Here is a 17,251-nt window from a genome sequence, read left to right on the forward strand (position 1 = left end):
GGTCTGTCAGCGGACCGCCTCCAGCACGTCCCCGCACCCCAGCGCGTCGGCGATCTCGCCGAGCGCCTCACCGGTCAGCGCGCCGTCACCGCTGAGCGCCAGCAGTTCCCTGGTGCTCATGCCGAGATCCGTGAGGATGTCGGTTTCGCCGAGCGGACCGGTCGGCACATGGTCTTCCGAGGGGCCCGCCACGGCGTCCTCGGTCTCGTCGTCCTCGCCGTCCTCGGTGCCGTCGAGGTCCACGAGTTCGTCCAGGTCCTCGGGGTCGCGGCCCAGCACTTCGTCGGTGAGCAGGATCTCCCCGTACGAACTGCGGGCGGCGGCAGCCGCGTCGGACACATAGATCCTGGGATCCTCTTCACCGTCCACACGGATGACGCCGAACCAGGCGTCCTCCTGTTCGATGAAGACCAGAACCGTTTCCTCCTCGTCGCCGGCCGCGCGGGCCAGATCGCTCAGATCGGCGAGGGTTTCCACATCGTCGAGATCGGGTTCGCTCGCTTGCCAACCGTCCTCGGTGCGCGCGAGCAGTGCGGCGAAGTACACCGTGACTCTCCCACAGGGTCTCAGGCCGTCCGGACCGGATGGGGGCCGCTTTCGACTTCCGTTGGCCCCACCCACTCGGCATCGTGGCAGAAACCGGGGCGTTGCGAAGGGTCTTCTGCACCGCGACGTGCCAGGTCTTCGTCACTTCTCTGGAAAGTCCGGCCATCGGGGGCCCGGAACGGTCACCCGTACGGTACTGATCCGTCACGCTGTGTACGCGGCGCGTACGCGGCGTAAACGTGATCCGTACCCGGTCACGCGCGCGGCGCGGTCACCAACGGAAGGTGCGCATCCGCATTTGCTGACGGAGCCGGGCGACCCGGGCGCGTCGCGGCTGGACCCGCTCGCGCAGCTCCTTGGCCTCGTTCAGCTCCCGCAGGAACAGCGCGCGCTTGCGGCGCCGCTCGATGTCCGTGTCGCGGGCGGGGGAACGGCCGGGAGACCGGTCGGCGGATCGGTCAGCGGATCGGTCGGCAGTACGGTCCGCAGATCGGCCCTCAGATCGGTCCGCAGCGTCGGCGGGGGCGCCGTCGGAGGCGCGATCCGGAGTGCGGTCGGTGCGATCCGCGTCACGGTCGATGGCTCGGTCGGTTGCTCGCTCGGCTGCTCGGTCGGGCTCCGGCATCTCGGGCACCATCCCTGGGGCTCGCTTCACCCGGAAGGCACACCGGGCGTATCTGGCCAGTTTCCCTCGTTCGCGCCGTTTACCCCACGCCAGGCGCAGAAGGTGCGCGGAGCCGGGCTGCTCATCGCACTGGCGACGCGCCCCCCACCCGGCGGATACAGTCATATTCATGCGTCTCCATGTTGTCGACCACCCGCTGGTCGCGCACAAGCTCACCACCCTGCGCGACGAGCGCACCGACTCGCCGACGTTCCGGCGGCTCGCCGACGAGCTGGTCACCCTGCTCGCCTACGAGGCCACCCGCGACGTGCGGACCGAGCAGGTCGACATCCGCACCCCGGTCGGCCCGACCACCGGGGTCAGGCTCTCCTACCCGCGCCCCCTCGTAGTGCCGATCCTGCGCGCCGGGCTCGGCATGCTCGACGGCATGGTGCGGCTGCTGCCCACCGCCGAGGTCGGCTTCCTCGGCATGGTCCGCGACGAGGAGACGCTGGAGGCGGCGACGTACGCCACCCGTATGCCGGAGGACCTGTCGGGACGGCAGGTCTACGTGGTCGACCCGATGCTGGCGACCGGCGGCACCCTGGTGGCGGCGATCGACCTGCTGATCGACCGCGGCGCCGACGACGTCACCGCGCTGTGTCTGCTGGCCGCGCCCGAGGGCGTCGAGTCGATGGAGCGCGCCCTGGCGGGCAAGCCGGTCACCGTGGTCACGGCCGCGGTCGACGAGCGGCTGAACGAGCGCGGCTACATCGTGCCCGGCCTCGGCGACGCGGGCGACCGGATGTACGGCACGGTGAGCTGACAATCGGCCCGGCCCGACCCGGCGTGTCGCGGACGCCCCGGAAGGGCTGAACGGTCCGGACGGTCAGGGCGGGCTGTACGGTCCGGACACCCTGAACGCTGTCCGGCCGCTGATCCGACAAGCGGAGGGGCGGGACCTGGCTCAGGTCCCGCCCCTCTCGCACATACGCTGTCGGCCGCCACGAAGGCAGTCACCCGCGCAAGCGCCACCCGCGCAAGCGCCACCCGCCAAGGCGGCGCCCGCCACGGCGGCTAGTGCTTCGCCGGCGCGCCCGCCTTCGTCGTGGCCCCCGTCTTGCCGGGGGCGCCCCCCGACGCGCTCGGGCTCGGCGTCACGCACACCGGCTTCGGCGGCGGCGGGTTCGCCGCCACGATCCGGGCCTTCGCCACGTCGGTCGGACCGGAAAGCGCCGTGAAGGCCGTGCCGATCATCACATCGACGGTCTTGTCGGTCCGCTTGGGGTCGATCTTCACGGTCGAGCCCGCCACCTGGGTGCCCGCCGTGCGGGCCGCCGCCTCGCCCGCGGGCCCGGCGACGATCAGCGCGGACTCGCCGACCTTCTTGTCGTACGGGTCGGGCGCGTTGCCGAATTTGTTGACCTTGAAGCCGCGCTTGGCCAGCTCGTCGGCCGTGGTCTTGGCCAGACCGCCCTTGGCGGTGGCGTTGAAGACGTTCAGCGTGACGCCCGCGGGCTGCGGCAGCGGGGCCGGTTTACCCGTGGGGGCGGTGGGGGCCACGGTGACGCAGGGGCGGTTCTGCGGTGCCGCGTTCGCCTTCGTGTCGCCGTTGTCGTCCCCGCGGAAGACATGGACGAGTTGCAGCGCCCCGTAACCGAAGAGGCCGAGCACGACGACCGAGGCGAGCACGGCGGTGACGACACGGCCGCGGCGGCGCGGGCGGCGCATCCTCGGGTACTGCTTGCCGGTGACCCGGTACTTCCCGCCCATACCGGAGGGGGTCAGCATGCTCATGAGCGCAGCGTAAGCGGATTGTCAGTCCATCTCCAGGACCCGGGCGTGGAGCACCTGGCGCTGCTGGAGCGCGGCGCGTACCGCCCGGTGGAGTCCGTCCTCGAGATAGAGGTCGCCCTGCCATTTCACGACATGGGCGAAGAGGTCGCCGTAAAAGGTGGAATCCTCGGCGAGAAGTGTCTCCAGGTCGAGCTGTCCCTTGGTGGTCACCAACTGGTCCAGCCGCACGGGACGTGGGGCGACGTCGGCCCACTCGCGCGTACTCACCCGGCCGTGGTCCGGGTACGGCCGCCCGTTTCCGATGCGCTTGAAGATCACACGGAAAGCCTACCGGCCCGGCTTGTCCGGGCGCAGCACCGCTGCCGGGGTGCGATGGTGGCAAAAGCCTCATCGTCGTATGAATCGGGAGCATGTGATGACCGATCCCCAGCCGAATAGTTCCGCCGGTGAGGCCGTCACGGGTGAGGCGGCCGTGACACCGGGGTCGACTCCCGCACCGTCCGGGCCGACAGCCCCACCGTTCGGGCCGACAGCCCCACTGTCCGGGACGACTCCCGCACCGTCCGGGCCGACAGCCCCACCGTCCGGGACGACTCCCCCACCGTCCGGGCCATCAGCGGCGCCGTCCGGGACGACACTGCCGTCCCCCGCCGCCGACATCGCCCGCGGCTACGCCTTCACCGGCCCCGCGCTGGACCTCGGCGCGCTGCTCTGGGAGGGCGAGTGCCACCCCGACGCGCCGGTCCGCATCCCGCTCGGCATGCTCAACCGGCACGGCCTGGTGGCGGGCGCCACCGGCACCGGCAAGACCAAGACGCTCCAGCTCATCGCGGAACAGCTCTCCGCCCAGGGCGTCCCGGTCTTCCTCGCGGACGTGAAAGGCGACATCTCCGGCGTGTCGGCGCCGGGCCAACCGGGTGAGAAGGTCCAGCGGCGGGCGGCGGAAGTCGGCCAGAACTGGACGGCCACCGGCTTCCCGGCCGAGTTCTACGCGCTGGGCGGCCTCGGCCCCGGCATCCCGGTACGGGCGACCGTCACCGCCTTCGGCCCCGTCCTGATGTCCAAGGTGCTCGGCCTGAACACCACGCAGGAGCAGTCGCTCGGCCTGATCTTCCACTACGCCGACACCAAGGGCCTCGAGCTGTACGACCTCAAGGACCTGCGGGCGGTCATCGCCTTCCTGACCTCCGACGCGGGCAAGCCGGAGCTGAAGGAGATCGGCGGGATCTCGTCGGCGACGGCCGGGGTGCTGATGCGGACCCTGACGGCCTTCGAGGCGCAGGGCGCCGCCGCGTTCTTCGGCGAGCCGGAATTCGACACGAGCGAGCTGCTGCGTACGGCGTCCGACGGGCGCGGGCTGGTCTCCGTGCTGGAGCTGCCCGCCGTGCAGGACAAGCCGCAGCTCTTCTCGACTTTCCTGATGTGGCTGCTCGCCGACCTCTTCCAGGACCTGCCCGAGGTCGGCGACCTCGACCGGCCGAAACTGGTCTTCTTCTTCGACGAGGCGCACCTGCTCTTCAACGGCGCCTCGAAGGCGTTCCTCGACGCGATCACCCAGACCGTACGGCTGATCCGCTCCAAGGGCGTCGGCGTCTTCTTCGTCACGCAGACGCCCAAGGACGTCCCCGGCGACGTGCTCGCCCAGCTCGGCAACCGTGTCCAGCACGCCCTGCGCGCCTTCACGCCCGACGACGCCAAGGCGCTGCGCGCCACCGTCTCCACCTTCCCCAACTCCGCTTACGACCTCGGCGAGTTGCTCACCTCGCTCGGCACCGGCGAGGCCGTCGTCACCGTCCTCAGCGAGAACGGCGCGCCGACGCCGGTGGCCGCCACCCGGCTGCGCGCCCCCGAGTCGCTGATGGGTCCCGTGGACGCGGCCGTGCTCGACTCCGCCGTCAAGTCCTCGCCGCTGTACGGGCGGTACGCCGAGACGGTCGACCGCGAGTCCGCCTACGAGAAGCTGGCCGCCGCCGAAGCGGCTTCCGCCGCGCGGGCCGAAGCCGCCGAGAGCGCGCCCAAGGCCGCCCCGAAGAGCGGCCGTTCCTCCGCCAAGGGCGCCGCAGCCGACGCCGGAATCGTCGAACAGGTCGTCCACAGCGGCGCGTTCAAGTCCCTCGCCCGCTCCATGGGTACGCAGCTCGGCCGCGAGATCAGCCGCTCGCTGTTCGGCGTCCGCAAGCGGTAGCGACGCCAGGGGACATGGCGGCGGCGACGCTCACGGGCGCAGCGGGCGGCTCCATGCCTGGCGGGGGCCGTGGGTGTCGCCGAGGTAGGTCCACTCCCAGGCGCGCAGGGCGTGGACGGCGTCGGCGTCGGGCGCGGTGAGGACGGTGACGAGGGCCGCGTCGCTGCGCAGCAGGAGCTGGTCGAGCAGACCGGTCGCGATGCCCTGCCTGCGGTACGCGGGCACGACCATCAGCTCGGCGAGCGCGAAGACCTGTCCCGAGGCGGTGAGCTCCTCGATGTCCGTGCCGTCGGGCCCCGCGCCGTCGGTGCCCGCGACCGTGAAGTCCCGCCACCAGCCGTCGGCGCGGTCGAGGACGTAGCCGTACGCGACCCCGGTCAGCCGCCGCTCGCTGGCCACGATCATGTCGAAGCCGGGCCGCTGCGTGGCCTCGGCGAAGCGCCCCAGGAAATCCTCCCGGTCGTGGAATTCCTGGCCCGGCACGCCTCGGTACGCCTCGACGTAGACATCCGCGACGGCCTCGCGCTGCTGCTCCGCCTGCCATCTGGACATGCGGCGCGTGAAGACCTCGGCCACGTGTTCCCTCCCCCATCGGCCCCGTGTCCCGGCGGTCCGGAACGGTGACCTTCCATCATCGTCCCAGACACCCCGGACGGAGTAGGGTGAACGGACCGAGGGCATTCCGTACACCGGCACTCAAGTCGGCGTCGTTCGCGGTGAGCGACGGTGCCGGACCCGTTCCAGCGGGCCCGTGGACGGATTTGTTCCATGCTCTCCTCTCAGGATTCCGCACACCCCTCGGCGGTCCGTACGGTCCCGCGGCCTCCTCCCGCACCCCCCGCGCCGCGGCTCTCGCTGTCGCCCGGCGTCAGCGCCCTGCGGATCGGTTCGGCCGAGCTCGGCCACGGACCGGGGCCGCTGGACGGCGCCTGGTGGCCCAAGTCCCGTGACCTCTCCCTCGAACTGCCGTCCCTGGTCGGCGCGTTGGACCTGTTGTGGGGACGGATCACCCGGGTCACCGTCAACCCCCTGTACTGGCCGACCGTGCCGAAGAAGGTGCCGGTCGCCGGGCACGTGGTGCATGTCGGCTGGTTCGTCGAGGAGCAGGACCCGCACAAGCTGCTGGTGCTCTCGTACCGTACGGGCCGCTGGGATCTGCTGATCGTCCCGCCGCGGACTCCGGCGGCGACGGCGGCCCGGCTGATGGCCGCGGCGGCGGATCCGGCCAATGTCCGTACCGCGAGCGAACTGATGGCCCAGGCCGACCCCGACCGCGGGGCGGACGCCGCCTGGGAGGCCGAGGGCGGTCCCGCGGGGCTGGCCCGGCCGGAGCGGGCGGCCTGATGCCCCCGCGCGAGAACGAGTCGGGCGAGCCGCGCGCGGCCGGTGCGGGGACGGGGGCCGATCCGCGCATGGCGGGTACGGCCGGGCCGCCGCGGGGCCGTACCGGGGCCGGGCGCGACGACGCGGGGCGGGACGCGGCGGCGGCCACCGGCTCCGGCTCCGGCGGCGCGGAGCGGGCGCTGCCCGCGCCCGGCTTCGCCGAGGTCAGCATCGTGGCCGCGACCCCGGAGGCGGCCCGCAGGATCGCGCAGGTGCTGCGCTTCCGCTTCGCCGCGACCGAGCAGCCGCCCCCCGGCCGCCCGGTGGTGGACGAGGACGGCGGCACCCGGCTGCGGCTGACCGTGGACACCGTCCACTTCCCCGACGCGGGCCCCTTCCAGCTCCGCCTGGTCGGCGGCGAGGAGCGCGTACGGGACGGCACCGGGACGGCCGAGGTCACCGGCGTGACCGGCGTCACCGAGGCCGCCCAGGACGCGGACGCCACCCAGGACCCGGACGCCGCCCAGGACCCGGACGTCAGCCGAGGCACGGACGTCACCGAGGGGACCGCCGTCGACGGCGTACCGCCGGCCGTACGTCCGCCGTCGCCGCCCCGCCCGCCGCGGCCCGCCCCGAACACGCGCTTGGCACCACCCACCACCCCGGACGAACCGTCCGGAGACAGGCCGACACCATGACGATCACCACCGCGACCGAGACACCGCCGCCGCTGCCCGCCTGCGCCCTGCCGGTCTGGGACGGGCCGCCCGCCCGGCTGTCCCTGATCCACCCGGGCGGCAGCCCCGTACGGATCGACGGCGCCTGGTGGCCGCGGACCCGTGACGTGACCAAGGAACTGCCGCCGCTGCTCGCCGCGTTGAACGGCCGCTGGGGCCGGATCACCGACATCACCCTCGACGCGGCGAACTGGCTCGACGGGCCCTCCGCCCTGCTGCTCGGCGGCCACACCCTCCGTATCCACCGCTCCACCACCACCGGCCACCGCGACTCGGTGTGCCTGCTCTGCCGGGGCGTCGGCCGCTGCGACCTGCTCGTCGTCCCGCCCGAGACCCCGGAGCGCCAGGCCCGTCAGCTCCTCACCACCTCGACGGTCCCCGTACGCGGCTGACCGGGCCTGGTCCTACACCGCTCGCGCGTACCCGTCCAGCGCGTCCCGTACGTGGCGGGACATCGTGGCGCTGCCCTTGTGGCCCGCGTCGTCCACGACGGTCAGGGTGGCCTGCGGCCAGGCGGCGGCGAGGTGCCAGGCGGTGTCGAGCGGCGAGCTGAGGTCGAGGCGGCCGTGGAGCAGGGTGGCGGGGATGCCCCGCAGCAGGGGCGCGTCGCGCAGGAGGGCGCCCTCTTCGAGCCAGGCGCCGTGCGAGAAGTAGCGGGCGCAGATCCGGACCATGGCGAGCCGGGCGGCGGAGGGGCGGTCGCTGTACGGGCGGGCGGAGCCGCTGGGCTCCAGGGAGAGCACCGCGTCCTCCCACGCGCACCAGTCGGCGGTGGCCCTGGCCCGTACGGCCGGATCGGGGTCCTCGGTGAGGCACGCGTACGCGGCGACGAGCCCGCCCGCGATGCCGCCCGCCGTATCGGACGCCATGCCGGACGCTATGCCGGACGCCATGCCGGACGCTGAGCCGGGCGCCGTACGTGACCCCGTGCCGTCGGACGCCGGACCGGCCGCCGCGCGGAAGGCCGCCCACTGTTCGGGGAAGAAGCGGCCGACGCCCCGGTAGAGCCAGTCGATCTCCGCTCTGCGGGTGGTCGTGACGCCGTTGATGACGATCTCCGAGACCCGCTCGGGGTGCCGCTGCGCGTACGCCAGGATCAGCGTCGAGCCCCAGGAGCCGCCCGTCAGCAGCCAGCGGTCGATGCCGAGGTGGACGCGCAGGCGTTCCATGTCGGCGATCAGGTGGTCGGTGGTGTTGTGGGTGAGGTCGGTCGCCGGGTCGCTCGCGTGCGGCGTACTGCGCCCGCAGCCGCGCTGGTCGAACAGCACCGCCCGGTACCGCTCCGGGTCGAAGTCCTGCCGGTGCGACGGCCTGCACCCCGAGCCGGGGCCGCCGTGCACGACGAGCGCCGGCTTGCCCTCGGGTTTGCCGCAGGTCTCCCAGTACACGAGGTTCCCGTCGCCGACATCGAGCATGCCCCGGTCGTACGGCTCGATCGGCGGGTGGCCCCGCTGCGCCTCGGTCATGGCGGTCCGTTCCTCTCGACGGGCGCGACGCCTCAACCGTCGAAGCGCCGGGCGACTAATCTAACAGCGCTGTTATATCAGCCCGCGCCCCGCGCCCCCGACCCCGCCGAGCCTCTCCGCCCCAATCCCCGGACCCCCGGACCCCGTGGGTACGGCCGCCGCGCGGCCGCTCCGCCGTCCCGATTCGCGGCCCCGCGACCCTGCGTGCACTGTGGAACAGGTGAACGCGGATGAGTCGCTGTGGCGCGCGCTGCTGGAGGGGACGGCGGCGGGTGTCGCCGTACTCGGCCCCGACCTGCGCTACCGGTACGTCAATCCGGCGCTCGCCCGGATGAACGGCGTCGAAGCGGCCGCGCACATCGGCAGGACCATCGCCGAGACGGTGCCGGGCGTGGACGTGGGCGAGGGCGTCCTGCGGATGGTGCTCGCCGACGGCACACCGCGCGAGCTGCTCTCCAGCGGCCAGACCCGGGCCGATTCGCCGCACACCACGCGCTACTGGCAGTGCACGTACCACCGGCTCCAGGGCCGGGACGGCGGGGTGGGCGGGATCGGCGCGGTGATCATCGAGGTCAGCGAGGACCACGAGGCGCAGCGCGAGCTGGAACGGGCCAAGGAGCGGCTGCTGCTGCTCGACGCGGCGGCCGTCCGGATCGGCTCCACGCTGGAGATGGACCCGACCTGCCAGGAACTGGCCGACCTGCTGGTCGAGGTGATCGCGGACACCGCCACCGTCGAGGTGCTGGACAGCGGCCCGCGCGCCCGCCGCCGCCCCCCGCCGGACGGCGCGCTGCGGCTGCGCAGGGCCGCGATGGCCGCGCGGCCCGCGCTGCGCGAGCGGGTGCGGATCTTCGGGACGCCGGGGGAGTACGTGGTCTACCAGCGCGGCTCGGCGATCCCGACCTGCCTGGAGACCGGGCGTCCCGTGGTGCAGAATCTGCCGCGCGACGAGGAGATCGCCCACTCCGCGCCGAACGCCGAGCGGGTCGCCGCCTACCGCGCCGCGGGCATCCACTCCGTGCTGGTCGTGCCGCTGAGCGCCCGCGGCGACCGGATCGGCACGGTCACGCTGATCAGGGCCGGGACCTCGCCCGGCTTCGACGACGAGGACACCGCCATCGCCCGCGCGCTGGCCGACCGGGCCGCGATCAGCCTCGACAACGCCCGCCGCTACACCCGCGAGCACGGCATCGCGGTGGAGTTGCAGCGCGCCCTGCTGGCCACGCCTGGCGTCCCGCACCCGGGGGTCGAGGTGGCCACCCGCTATCTCCCGGCGGGCGCCACGGACCTGGTCGGCGGCGACTGGTTCGACACCCTGGCGCTGCCCGGCGGCGTGACGTTGCTGGCCATGGGCGACGTGATGGGGCACGGCGTCGAGGCGGCCGTCGAGATGAGCCACTACCGCTCGATGCTGCGCGTGGTCGCGGGAGAGGGCGACGCGCCGGACCGCGTCCTGCGCCGGATGGACGCGCTGCTGGCCGCCGCGGGCGCCCAGCGGCCGGGCACCTGCCTGCTGGGCCTCGCCGACCCGGCGCGCGGCGGCTGCTTCTTCGCCAGCGCGGGCCACCTCCCGCCCGCCGTCGTCACCCCCGACGGCCGTGTCCGGCTGCTCGCCGTACCGCCGGGACCGCCGCTCGGCGCGGATCTGCGGGGCACGTACGAGACGGTGTATGTGCCGTGGCGCGCGGGGGAGACGCTGCTGCTCTACACCGACGGGCTGGTGGAACGCCGTACCGAGGACATCGACGCCTCGCTCGCCCGGCTGGCCTCGCTCGTCCTCCCGCCCGACGGTGAACCGCTGGACGCGCTCCTGGCCCGGATCGTGCACCGCCTGGCGCCCTCCGCCGCCGAGGACGACGTCGCCCTGCTGGCCGCGCGGGCGCGGCCGTAACCTGGTACGTACGCCACCCGCTGCGTGCGCCCACGTGAGGAGCGAGGTATGACCGACCGCAAACCCGCCGGTGTCTCCTTCGAGACGTGGGTGGACAAGCAGATCCGCGAGGCGGAGCAGCGCGGCGACTTCGCCGAACTGCCGGGCGCGGGAAAGCCGTTGGCCTCGCTGGACACCCCGTACGACGACTTGTGGTGGATCAAGGGCAAGATGCACCGCGAGGGCCTGTCCGCGCTGCCGCCGACGCTCGTGCTGCGCAAGGCGGCGGAGGACGCGACGGCCGCGATAGCGCGGGCGCGCTCCGAGCGGCAGGTACGGCAGATCCTCACCGAGATCAACGACCGCATCCGCGAGGCCCTGCGCCGCCCCCCGGAGGGACCGCCCCTCAACCTCGGCCTGTTCGACGTCGAGAAGGTCGTGGCGGACTGGCACGCGGCGCGGGCCGTCGGTACGGGCACGGACGACAGCGCGGATACGGGTACGGGTACGGCCGCCGCTAGCGATACCGAAACCGATACCGATTCCGGCAGGGGCGGGCGGCGGACGGGGTTCGGACGGCTGTTCCGCAGGGACCGTTCCGCCTGATAGGGATGGGCCGTGCGCTTTGACTCCGTGCCGATGCCGCCGACCGTCGAGGTCAGGCCCCGCGACCCGCGCGGCTACCCGGTGCCCGCGATCACCCCGTGGCAGGACGACCAGCCGCAGTTCGCGCTGACCGACTACGACCGCAGCGCCAACTGCGCCCGGCAGCGGCTGTGTTCGGTGTGCGACACGCTGATGCCGCGCGGCCCGGTGTGGCGGGTGGTGGGCGGTTCCGAGAGCGCCGCGATCGGCGAGGCGCTGGCGGCCGGGCGCCCGTACCGCAATCTCGCGCCGACCCTCGAAGGGCCCGGCCACCGCGCCTGCATGCTCTACGCCTCGATGGTCTGCCCGTACCTGGCGCGGCCCAACGCGCGGCGCGGCCTGGACGCGCGGAACCCGGACGACATGACCGCTCATGTCGTCCGGGGCGCGGTGCGCGGCACGCTGGGCGCCGTCGTCGGTTTCGCCGACTACGAGTTCGCGGTCACCTCGTCACAGGTGCTGTTCCGCTTCGTCGACGTGGTGGAATTCCTGCCGCACGACACCGCCGACGCCCATCTGGACGCGCTGCGGGCCGAGTTGGCTCAGGCGCGGTAGGCCGGGAGCCCGACGTAGTCGGAGACCTTGACCGGCGCCTGCGAGCCGTCCACGGGCAGCCGCACGATGCCGTTGGGCGTACGGGCCACGACCGTCCTGCCGTCGGGCTCGAAGGCGGGCTCGGTGTAGTCGGTGGTCGCCCGCGGGGTCAGGTCCTTGTACACGGGCGCGCCGTCGTGGGGCGTCTCCAGGAACAGGTGGTCGTGGCCCCCGACGGACCGGACGAAGACGATGCCGTCGTCCTCGGTCGGCCCGATGGCGGGCTCGGACCCCGGGGTGAGCGCGTAGCCCTGCTGCCGCAGGTAGTCGTCGCGGATGTAGACGTTGCCGTCGCCGGTGTTGGCGTAGACGGCGGTGCCGTACTTCCCCGCCGAGCTGGGCCATACGTTGCCGGTCTGGGGCAGCGGCTTCACGTTCTCGTCCGACTCGTGGTTCAGGCTCAGCACCTTGGGCGTGCCTCCGTGCGCGGTGGCCGGGACGCCGTACAGCCGGGCGGTGCCGCCCCGGCGGCCGGCGAAGAGGATGTTGTCGAGGGCGGGAAGGCCGTTCTGCGGGTCCTTCGCGCGCACCTGCCAGGTCGGGTGCGACCAGTTCTGGTCGCCCGGGTTCCTGGCCACGATCACGCGCCCGCTGCCGTCGGGGTCGCTGACCGCCAGGTCGCCGTCGCCGTCGATGAAGGCGGCCTTCGCGCCGTTCGGCGACCAGGCCAGGTCGCGGACCTCGGTGCCGAAGTCCACCCGGGTGCCGTTCATGACGACGTAGCGGGTGCCGTCGCTGATGGTCAGACCGGAGTGCGCGGTGCCGTTGAGCTTGGTGCTGCTGCCCACCGGGCTGGCCCCCGAGCCGTTGGCGCCGTCGTCCCCCGCGTTCCCCCCGGTGCCGCCGCTGCCGCCCTTCCCGCTGGGGGTGGGCTGACCGCTCGCGCCGCTCGTCGCCGAGGGCGCCGGGTCGGAGGCGGTGCCGTCCGTGGGGCCGCAGGCCGACAGGAGCAGGGCGGCACCCGCCGTGATCCCGGCGGTGAGCGCGATGGCGGCGGCGGTGCTGCGACGGCCACGGGCACGAACGGACATATCGGGTTCCCCCCAGGAACGGATGCGGTGCGGCGTTCTCCGGCCGCTCGCGGCGGTGTCCCGCTGTTCCGGCCGGCTCCGGCTGTTCGTGCCGGTGACACAAAGAGTGCTCCCGCAACGTCCGTCTCCTGTGCTGCCGTTGTCACGCCAGTGCAACAGCGGGGGCGCGCGCGGCGGGAGGGCCCGCGGTCCCGCGCCGACCAGGACCGGTACGGTCCGCGTGCCCTGCGGGCGGTTCGCGCGTTGTATCGATCATGAACGTAAGCCGAATCCTCACCACCGCCGCCGCCGGTTCCTTCCTGATCGCGGCGGGCGCCCCCGCCGCCATGGCCGCCGAGCAGTCCGCCGACCTGGGCTCCACCCTGAGCAGCACCGCGATCACCGCGAGCGCCGCGGGCGAGCAGGCCAAGGGCGCCACCGCCAGCGTGCTCGGCGACTACAAGGTCGACCAGAAGGTCCAGGACGTGAAGAACGTCGCCCAGGCGGGCACCGACGCGGTCACCGCCGCCAACGACCTGGTCCACTGACCCGAGCCAAACGCCGTACGCACGGGACGCGTGCGGGCGCGTAGGCACAGACCCACCACACGCAGGGGCGCCCCGCGGGACTTCTCCGGTCCGGCGGGGCGCCCCTGCGCGCGAGTGTCGGGCTCTAACCCTTGAGGGTGCCCACCGGCACCAGGCAGTGCGCGGCGGTGCCCAGGACGTCGGTGTCCCCGGCGAAGCCCTGGAGGGTCTCCTCGGTCACCGGGGTGCCCGGCTTGGCCTCGGGCCACGGGCGGGTGGCGAGGATGAAGTACACCGCGCCCCGGTCCTGCGCCGCGGCCACCCACTGCTCGGGCACCGGGCACGCGGCGTGCAGGTACGGCATCGTCAGCACGGCCTTGCCGCCCTCGACCAGCACCTTCACCGGGACGTTCGGCGCCTGCTTGACGTCGAGGATCGCGCCGCCGACCGGCAGCCCGACCTCCTCCGCGACGGCCAGCGCCGCCTCCTGCCCCGACTCCGGGCCGTCCGGCCCGTCACCGAGCGAATAGGCCATCAGGAACGGCATGTCGCGGCCGTCCTCGTGGTGTTCACCGGCCCACGGAATCACCACGAGGGTGCCGAGTCGGCGCTGGAGGGCGGAATTCAGGGCGGTATTGGTCTGGCTCATGCGCCGGACCCTAACCGCCGGGAGAGCCCGGCCGGGGCGGATATCACCTCCGCGGGCGACCCGAGGCTCCCGGATTCCTCCGTTAGGGGAGAAGTCGGCCGCGCGTACGCACCCTAACGGCCCATCAGGGTGATGTGGATCGGCAGCGGTTGAAAACAGGAAATCCGCAGTTCACACAGTTCGCGCCGCCACCCTCGTGGGCGGCGGCCATTCTCAGCAGTTGCGGTAATACCGTCTGCTTTTCACGGTGGTGGCGTAGCTGTTCACCACCGAAGGGAACTGTTTTCCATGCGTACCCACCGGATCACCGGCGTGGTCGTCGCCTCCGCGCTCGTCGCCACCATCGCCGGCGGCGCGCTCACGACGACCGCCGCTGCCGCCACTCCCGCAGACACCAAGCCCGCGGGCACCGTGACGGCACCGGCCGCGCCGGACGCGACCGCGCTGCTCGCGCAGGCCAAGTCACTGGGAGACGTGGCAGGCGTGCTCACCCCGGTCACGAAACTGGTCCAGGACGTGCTCGCCAAGCCCGGCACCGTCAAGCCCGAGACCATCACCGCCGACGCCGCCGGGGCCAAGTCGGCGATCGACGCGGCGAAGGCCGCCGCGCCGGCCGCTCCCGCCGCTCCTGCGGCTCCCGCCGCCCCGGCGGCTCCCGCGGCTCCGGCCGCGCCGGCTCTTCCCGCCGCTCCCGCCGCCCCCGCGGTGCCGAGCCTCGGCAGCCCCTCGGGCAAGGTCGCCACGCAGCCGTCGGCGAAGCCGTCCGCCACGCGGGACCTGAAGGCCGACGCCCTCACCGCGCTCCAGACGACCGTCGACAACCTGGTCAAGGCGTCCACGGCCGGTGACCCGGCGGGGCTGCTGACCGCCGCCACGGCCGTCGTCACCGGCCTGGTCAACGTCGTCGTCGCCACCGTCCTCGGCGGTGGCCTGCCGGCGCCGAACCTGCCCGGTCTGCCCGCCCTCCCGTCGCTGCCCGGCGGCCTCCCTTCGGCCCCCGGCCTGCCGCTCTGACCGAGCGCCGGGCGTAGCCGGAGCCGTGGTTCACAGGGTTCCTGAGCGGCGCTTCGAGCCGTGCTCCGGCCGGATGTGACACCCGAAGGGGTGAGCGCGAACCGCGCTCACCCCTTCGGCCTATTTTGATACGCCGTCACCGATTCAGCCCAACATGCGTGACTATTCGTGATCTCCCCCCGTTGCGCACAGCGTCAACGCCGCAGGTATTTGCGGTTGGGTTTCGTCTCAGGGAGATCTTGATGTCGCGTATCGCAAAGGCGGCGGCCGTCACCGCCGCGGCGGGTGCCGTTCTGGCCGCCGGCGCCGGTATGGCTGTTGCCGACTCCGGCGCGCAGGGTGCCGCTGTCGGTTCGCCGGGTGTGCTGTCCGGCAACCTCATCCAGGTGCCCGTGCACGTCCCGGTCAACGTCTGCGGTAACACCGTCGACGTCATCGGCCTGCTGAACCCGGCGTTCGGCAACCAGTGCGCCAACGTCTCCGGGCACGACGGCGGCGAGTGGTAATTCCGCGCCACCGCGGCCTCCCGTCACCTTGTGTGCGGGAGGCCGTTTTCTTTTCCCTCGGCCCGTCACCCTCGGCCCGTCACCCTCGGCCCGTCACCCTCGGCGCGAGCGCGTCAGCTCTCCTCGTAGCGGTAGAACGAGCGGTGGTCGAAGTAGTCCGACGGCTTCTCGTTCCACGGCGGCATCAGCTCGTTGCTGCTGATCACGCGGCCGTGCTCGGGGTCCTTGGCCGACAGCGGCATGGACGGCAGGTACGCCGACTTCGGGTGCAGCCGCTGCCAGCGGATCCACACCAGGTCGAGGAAGGCGTGGTGCATCCAGAACACCGGGTCGTTCGGCGAGGTGCCGCCGATCATGTGGCCGCCGACCCACTGGTGGACCCGGTTGTGCAGGTAGCCGCCCTTGGTGTCGCTGACCGTCCAGCCCTCGATCTTGTTCCTGAAGCCCTTGGTGGACGGGGCGGAGTTCCACGGCGCGACGTCGTAGACCGGCATCGCGAGCGCGTTGTCCAGCTCCGCCTTCGTCGGCAGCACGATCGGCCGGTCGGGCCGCCCCATGTTGCGGGTCAGGTACTTCTCCTGCGTGACCCCGTAATTGATCGGCCAGTCGCCGGTCTGGTACGCGAACGGGCCCGTCATCACCTGGCCGTCGCTGTCGCGGCCGTTGCCGCCCATGAAGTCCGGGCCCCACAGAGAAGAGCTCTGCGCGTTGTCGTACGTCCAGTCCCAGTACGGGATGGTGACGCCCGGGTCGAACATCTGGAGATCGGCCTCGAACTGGAGCAGGAACCGGCGGTGCCAGGGGAAGAAAGTCGGCGCCATGTGGGCGACCCGCAGCCCGCTCTCGCCGTCGGCGGCGAAGTACTTGCCGTGCGTGATGACGTACTTGTCGTAGCCGCCCACACGCTTGAGCTCCAGCACGGCCTCGACGAACCGGGAGCGTTGGCTGCTGGTCAGATGCCGCTGATTCATTCGCGTGTACACAGGAACTGACCCCTCGGCGGTCGTACGGCGCTCAGCCGTCAGTGGTGGCGCGTGGTGCCGCGCTCAGTGGTGGCGCTCAGTGCGGGCGCCCGTGGACGGCGCTCAGTGGTGGTGCTCCGCGGTCGTGGACAGCTGGGCGCGGCCGAGCACGTCGACCGCGCCGCGGGCCGTGCCGAGGGCGGTGGGGAAGGGCTGGTAGTGGTTGGCCATGCTGATGAAGCTGCCGTCCACACGCCGCATCACGTGCAGCGGGCGCCCGTCGATCCGGATGTCGACGCCGCTGTCCCGCGCGGAGCTGAACCCCTGGATGCGGCGCCCGCGGTAGACCTCGTCGAAGAGGGCGGCCCCCGCGCCCGGCACCGGAGCGGGCTCGTACCCGGCGGCGGCGGTGTCGTACCCGGCGGCGGGCTCGGCGACCGCGGTGTCCGACTGCCTCGCGGCCAGCATCGGACGCAGCGCCGCGGTGGTCCCCGATACGGCGGCCACGGTCGTGATGCCGCGCCTGATCAACCGCCGTCGCGTCGCCACCCGGGGTCGTGAGTGTTTTCCGCTGCCGTTCTCGATGGCTTCGCTCATGTCCGACACACTCCTCTCCTCCGGCCGTTTCCGCGGCTCATCATGCCGCCGTAGGGGTGAGTCACCCGGATAATCGGTGGGCGATGCAAGGAATTTCATCCGCCCGAGTGATATCGCGATCGGCCCGGTGCCGGTATTGACGGACCGCCAGGTTGTTTGAGGCCGGGTAGGAACTGTCGTGGGAACCGCTTTTGGTCTACGTCAGGGGGCGCGCTTATT

General features: G+C 72.7%; 20 protein-coding genes and 1 pseudogene. 11 read left to right on the top strand and 10 right to left on the bottom strand.

Annotated features, from left to right (window positions below; translation table 11 throughout):
* Positions 1–6 precede the first annotated feature (6 nt).
* Both ACFY9V_RS03180 and ACFY9V_RS03185 read right to left on the bottom strand, forming a co-directional pair.
* Positions 7–546, bottom strand: coding sequence for a hypothetical protein (locus ACFY9V_RS03180; RefSeq protein WP_355336524.1), 540 nt, complete (start codon positions 544–546; stop codon positions 7–9).
* A gap of 271 nt (positions 547–817) precedes the next feature.
* Positions 818–1,126, bottom strand: coding sequence for a hypothetical protein (locus ACFY9V_RS03185; RefSeq protein WP_391159570.1), 309 nt, complete (start codon positions 1,124–1,126; stop codon positions 818–820).
* A 214-nt stretch (positions 1,127–1,340) separates the two neighbouring features.
* Between ACFY9V_RS03185 and upp the strand changes: the two genes are divergently transcribed.
* Positions 1,341–1,976, top strand: a complete 636-nt coding sequence (upp, locus tag ACFY9V_RS03190) for a uracil phosphoribosyltransferase (RefSeq protein WP_355336522.1) — start codon at positions 1,341–1,343, stop codon at positions 1,974–1,976.
* Between the two features lie 251 nt (positions 1,977–2,227).
* On the opposite strand, the gene ACFY9V_RS03195 is transcribed toward upp, so the two are convergent.
* On the bottom strand, positions 2,228–2,947 hold the full coding sequence (locus tag ACFY9V_RS03195; RefSeq protein ID WP_391042312.1) for a LytR C-terminal domain-containing protein: 720 nt from the start codon (positions 2,945–2,947) through the stop codon (positions 2,228–2,230).
* Positions 2,948–2,968: 21 nt separating this feature from the next.
* Positions 2,969–3,265, bottom strand: coding sequence for a type II toxin-antitoxin system VapB family antitoxin (locus ACFY9V_RS03200; RefSeq protein ID WP_093712089.1), 297 nt, complete (start codon positions 3,263–3,265; stop codon positions 2,969–2,971).
* Positions 3,266–3,362: 97 nt separating this feature from the next.
* On the opposite strand from ACFY9V_RS03200, the gene ACFY9V_RS03205 reads away from it, so the two are divergent.
* Positions 3,363–5,132 (top strand): helicase HerA-like domain-containing protein, encoded by a 1,770-nt coding sequence (locus tag ACFY9V_RS03205; RefSeq protein ID WP_391159024.1) that lies wholly within the window; start codon positions 3,363–3,365, stop codon positions 5,130–5,132.
* Between the two features lie 30 nt (positions 5,133–5,162).
* On the opposite strand, the gene ACFY9V_RS03210 is transcribed toward ACFY9V_RS03205, so the two are convergent.
* On the bottom strand, positions 5,163–5,684 hold the full coding sequence (locus ACFY9V_RS03210) for a GNAT family N-acetyltransferase (protein WP_355336519.1): 522 nt from the start codon (positions 5,682–5,684) through the stop codon (positions 5,163–5,165).
* A 216-nt stretch (positions 5,685–5,900) separates the two neighbouring features.
* Between ACFY9V_RS03210 and ACFY9V_RS03215 the strand changes: the two genes are divergently transcribed.
* From ACFY9V_RS03215 to ACFY9V_RS03225, 3 genes are read left to right on the top strand one after another with little or no spacing between them, the layout of a single operon-like run.
* Positions 5,901–6,476: a DUF5994 family protein gene (locus ACFY9V_RS03215; RefSeq protein ID WP_391159026.1), complete on the top strand. Its 576-nt coding sequence runs from the start codon at positions 5,901–5,903 to the stop codon at positions 6,474–6,476.
* The gene (locus ACFY9V_RS03220; RefSeq protein ID WP_391159028.1) at positions 6,476–7,153 is read left to right on the top strand and encodes a hypothetical protein; all 678 of its coding nucleotides are present in this window, start codon (positions 6,476–6,478) and stop codon (positions 7,151–7,153) included. Before ACFY9V_RS03215 ends, ACFY9V_RS03220 begins: the two co-directional genes overlap by 1 nt.
* Complete coding sequence (locus ACFY9V_RS03225) at positions 7,150–7,584, top strand: DUF5994 family protein (protein WP_355336516.1); 435 nt, start codon at positions 7,150–7,152, stop codon at positions 7,582–7,584. The genes ACFY9V_RS03220 and ACFY9V_RS03225 overlap by 4 nt, the downstream gene beginning before the upstream one ends.
* Positions 7,585–7,596: 12 nt before the next feature.
* Here ACFY9V_RS03225 and ACFY9V_RS03230 read toward each other — a convergent pair whose 3' ends face one another.
* Positions 7,597–8,658 carry an alpha/beta fold hydrolase gene (locus tag ACFY9V_RS03230; RefSeq protein ID WP_391159030.1) on the bottom strand — a complete coding sequence of 354 codons (1,062 nt, stop codon included), beginning with the start codon at positions 8,656–8,658 and terminating at the stop codon, positions 7,597–7,599.
* 220 nt (positions 8,659–8,878) lie between these two features.
* Here ACFY9V_RS03230 and ACFY9V_RS03235 point away from each other — a divergent pair, with 220 nt between their 5' ends.
* The 3 genes and pseudogenes from ACFY9V_RS03235 (at position 8,879) to ACFY9V_RS03245 (ending at position 11,728) form a co-directional block, all read left to right on the top strand.
* Positions 8,879–10,549, top strand: coding sequence for a SpoIIE family protein phosphatase (locus ACFY9V_RS03235; RefSeq protein ID WP_391159032.1), 1,671 nt, complete (start codon positions 8,879–8,881; stop codon positions 10,547–10,549).
* 48 nt (positions 10,550–10,597) lie between these two features.
* Positions 10,598–10,990, top strand: a pseudogene (locus ACFY9V_RS03240) (DUF1992 domain-containing protein); the annotation flags it as partial.
* 156 nt (positions 10,991–11,146) lie between these two features.
* A complete protein-coding gene (locus tag ACFY9V_RS03245; RefSeq protein ID WP_391126729.1) occupies positions 11,147–11,728 on the top strand; it encodes a hypothetical protein in 582 nt (193 codons plus the stop codon).
* Here the strand turns inward: ACFY9V_RS03245 and ACFY9V_RS03250 are convergent.
* The gene (locus ACFY9V_RS03250; protein ID WP_391159034.1) at positions 11,716–12,798 is read right to left on the bottom strand and encodes a hypothetical protein; all 1,083 of its coding nucleotides are present in this window, start codon (positions 12,796–12,798) and stop codon (positions 11,716–11,718) included. The two genes, ACFY9V_RS03245 and ACFY9V_RS03250, sit on opposite strands and share 13 nt — an antisense overlap.
* 254 nt (positions 12,799–13,052) lie before the next feature.
* On the opposite strand from ACFY9V_RS03250, the gene ACFY9V_RS03255 reads away from it, so the two are divergent.
* Positions 13,053–13,325, top strand: a complete 273-nt coding sequence (locus ACFY9V_RS03255; RefSeq protein WP_188284469.1) for a hypothetical protein — start codon at positions 13,053–13,055, stop codon at positions 13,323–13,325.
* A 124-nt stretch (positions 13,326–13,449) separates the two neighbouring features.
* Here the strand turns inward: ACFY9V_RS03255 and ACFY9V_RS03260 are convergent, their stop codons facing one another.
* A complete protein-coding gene (locus ACFY9V_RS03260) occupies positions 13,450–13,953 on the bottom strand; it encodes a DUF5949 family protein (protein WP_355336511.1) in 504 nt (167 codons plus the stop codon).
* Between the two features lie 288 nt (positions 13,954–14,241).
* On the opposite strand from ACFY9V_RS03260, the gene ACFY9V_RS03265 reads away from it, so the two are divergent.
* Both ACFY9V_RS03265 and ACFY9V_RS03270 read left to right on the top strand, forming a co-directional pair.
* A complete protein-coding gene (locus ACFY9V_RS03265) occupies positions 14,242–14,967 on the top strand; it encodes a hypothetical protein (RefSeq protein ID WP_391159037.1) in 726 nt (241 codons plus the stop codon).
* Positions 14,968–15,209: 242 nt separating this feature from the next.
* Positions 15,210–15,473, top strand: coding sequence for a chaplin (locus ACFY9V_RS03270; RefSeq protein WP_188284466.1), 264 nt, complete (start codon positions 15,210–15,212; stop codon positions 15,471–15,473).
* 113 nt (positions 15,474–15,586) lie between these two features.
* Here the strand turns inward: ACFY9V_RS03270 and ACFY9V_RS03275 are convergent, their stop codons facing one another.
* Positions 15,587–16,456: a tyrosinase family protein gene (locus ACFY9V_RS03275; protein WP_355336509.1), complete on the bottom strand. Its 870-nt coding sequence runs from the start codon at positions 16,454–16,456 to the stop codon at positions 15,587–15,589.
* A gap of 102 nt (positions 16,457–16,558) precedes the next feature.
* Positions 16,559–17,032: a tyrosinase family oxidase copper chaperone gene (locus ACFY9V_RS03280; RefSeq protein WP_391042324.1), complete on the bottom strand. Its 474-nt coding sequence runs from the start codon at positions 17,030–17,032 to the stop codon at positions 16,559–16,561.
* Positions 17,033–17,251: the final 219 nt, after the last annotated feature.

This window comes from Streptomyces sp. NPDC008317 (assembly GCF_042955955.1).
Classification (GTDB): Bacteria; Actinomycetota; Actinomycetes; order Streptomycetales; family Streptomycetaceae; genus Actinacidiphila.

Excerpts from the sequence above, each read along its gene's own strand:
- ACFY9V_RS03280 (WP_391042324.1), bottom strand. The coding sequence starts at position 17,032 with ATGAGCGAAGCCATCGAGAACGGCAGCGGAAAACACTCACGACCCCGG.
- ACFY9V_RS03255 (WP_188284469.1), top strand. The coding sequence starts at position 13,053 with ATGAACGTAAGCCGAATCCTCACCACCGCCGCCGCCGGTTCCTTCCTG.
- ACFY9V_RS03210 (WP_355336519.1), bottom strand. The coding sequence starts at position 5,684 with ATGTCCAGATGGCAGGCGGAGCAGCAGCGCGAGGCCGTCGCGGATGTC.
- upp (WP_355336522.1), top strand. The coding sequence starts at position 1,341 with ATGCGTCTCCATGTTGTCGACCACCCGCTGGTCGCGCACAAGCTCACC.
- ACFY9V_RS03250 (WP_391159034.1), bottom strand. The coding sequence starts at position 12,798 with ATGTCCGTTCGTGCCCGTGGCCGTCGCAGCACCGCCGCCGCCATCGCG.
- ACFY9V_RS03265 (WP_391159037.1), top strand. The coding sequence starts at position 14,242 with ATGCGTACCCACCGGATCACCGGCGTGGTCGTCGCCTCCGCGCTCGTC.
- ACFY9V_RS03205 (WP_391159024.1), top strand. The coding sequence starts at position 3,363 with ATGACCGATCCCCAGCCGAATAGTTCCGCCGGTGAGGCCGTCACGGGT.
- ACFY9V_RS03260 (WP_355336511.1), bottom strand. The coding sequence starts at position 13,953 with ATGAGCCAGACCAATACCGCCCTGAATTCCGCCCTCCAGCGCCGACTC.
- ACFY9V_RS03220 (WP_391159028.1), top strand. The coding sequence starts at position 6,476 with ATGCCCCCGCGCGAGAACGAGTCGGGCGAGCCGCGCGCGGCCGGTGCG.
- ACFY9V_RS03195 (WP_391042312.1), bottom strand. The coding sequence starts at position 2,947 with ATGAGCATGCTGACCCCCTCCGGTATGGGCGGGAAGTACCGGGTCACC.
- ACFY9V_RS03230 (WP_391159030.1), bottom strand. The coding sequence starts at position 8,658 with ATGACCGAGGCGCAGCGGGGCCACCCGCCGATCGAGCCGTACGACCGG.
- ACFY9V_RS03215 (WP_391159026.1), top strand. The coding sequence starts at position 5,901 with ATGCTCTCCTCTCAGGATTCCGCACACCCCTCGGCGGTCCGTACGGTC.
- ACFY9V_RS03270 (WP_188284466.1), top strand. The coding sequence starts at position 15,210 with ATGTCGCGTATCGCAAAGGCGGCGGCCGTCACCGCCGCGGCGGGTGCC.
- ACFY9V_RS03225 (WP_355336516.1), top strand. The coding sequence starts at position 7,150 with ATGACGATCACCACCGCGACCGAGACACCGCCGCCGCTGCCCGCCTGC.